Origin of the sequence: Listeria floridensis FSL S10-1187, from assembly GCF_000525875.1 — a bacterium.
Taxonomy (GTDB): domain Bacteria; phylum Bacillota; class Bacilli; order Lactobacillales; family Listeriaceae; genus Listeria; species Listeria floridensis.
Map to the genome: position 1 here is coordinate 1 of NZ_AODF01000063.1, position 654 is coordinate 654.

The window sequence follows — 654 nt, forward strand, 5'->3', positions numbered from 1 at the left end:
CCGAACACGGTAGTTAAGCTTCTCCGCGCCGATGGTAGTTGGGGGCTTCCCCCCTGTGAGAGTAGGTCGCTGCCGGGCACGTTTATTATTCCACAGTAGCTCAGTTGGTAGAGCAATCGGCTGTTAACCGATCGGTCGCAGGTTCGAGTCCTGCCTGTGGAGCCATATCTTTCTTGGAGAGCTGTCCGAGAGGCCGAAGGAGCACGGTTGGAAACCGTGTAGGCGGGCAACCGTCTCAAGGGTTCGAATCCCTTGCTCTCCGTTTCCAAGAAGTTTACTAATATGGCCCGTTGGTCAAGCGGTTAAGACACCGCCCTTTCACGGCGGTAACACGGGTTCGAATCCCGTACGGGTCACTTTTTTCTTTTATGCAAGACAAATTCATACTTTTAAGTTAAAATGATATTTATGGAGGTTTAGCTCAGCTGGGAGAGCATCTGCCTTACAAGCAGAGGGTCAGCGGTTCGATCCCGTTAACCTCCACCATTTTATTATCGCGGGGTGGAGCAGTCTGGTAGCTCGTCGGGCTCATAACCCGAAGGTCGCAGGTTCAAATCCTGTCCCCGCAATCGTGGTTCCGTGGTGTAGGGGTTAACATGCCTGCCTGTCACGCAGGAGATCGCGGGTTCAAATCCCGTCGGGACCGCCATTTGG

Annotated in this window: 6 tRNA genes and 1 rRNA gene; all 7 read left to right on the plus strand. The window is 53.5% G+C overall.

Features of this window, described 5'->3' with window-relative positions:
* A 5S ribosomal RNA gene (rrf, locus tag MFLO_RS17310) occupies nt 1-78 on the plus strand; the annotation flags it as partial.
* Nucleotides 79-89: 11 nt separating this feature from the next.
* Nucleotides 90-165 (plus strand) — tRNA-Asn (locus tag MFLO_RS13830).
* 10 nt (nt 166-175) lie between these two features.
* A tRNA-Ser gene (locus tag MFLO_RS13835) sits at nt 176-262 on the plus strand.
* A gap of 22 nt (nt 263-284) precedes the next feature.
* Nucleotides 285-356, plus strand: a tRNA-Glu gene (locus MFLO_RS13840).
* 54 nt (nt 357-410) lie between these two features.
* Nucleotides 411-486 (plus strand) — tRNA-Val (locus MFLO_RS13845).
* 9 nt (nt 487-495) lie between these two features.
* Nucleotides 496-569: transfer RNA gene (locus tag MFLO_RS13850), tRNA-Met, on the plus strand.
* A 4-nt stretch (nt 570-573) separates the two neighbouring features.
* Nucleotides 574-649, plus strand: a tRNA-Asp gene (locus MFLO_RS13855).
* The last annotated feature ends 5 nt before the right edge of the window (nt 650-654 follow it).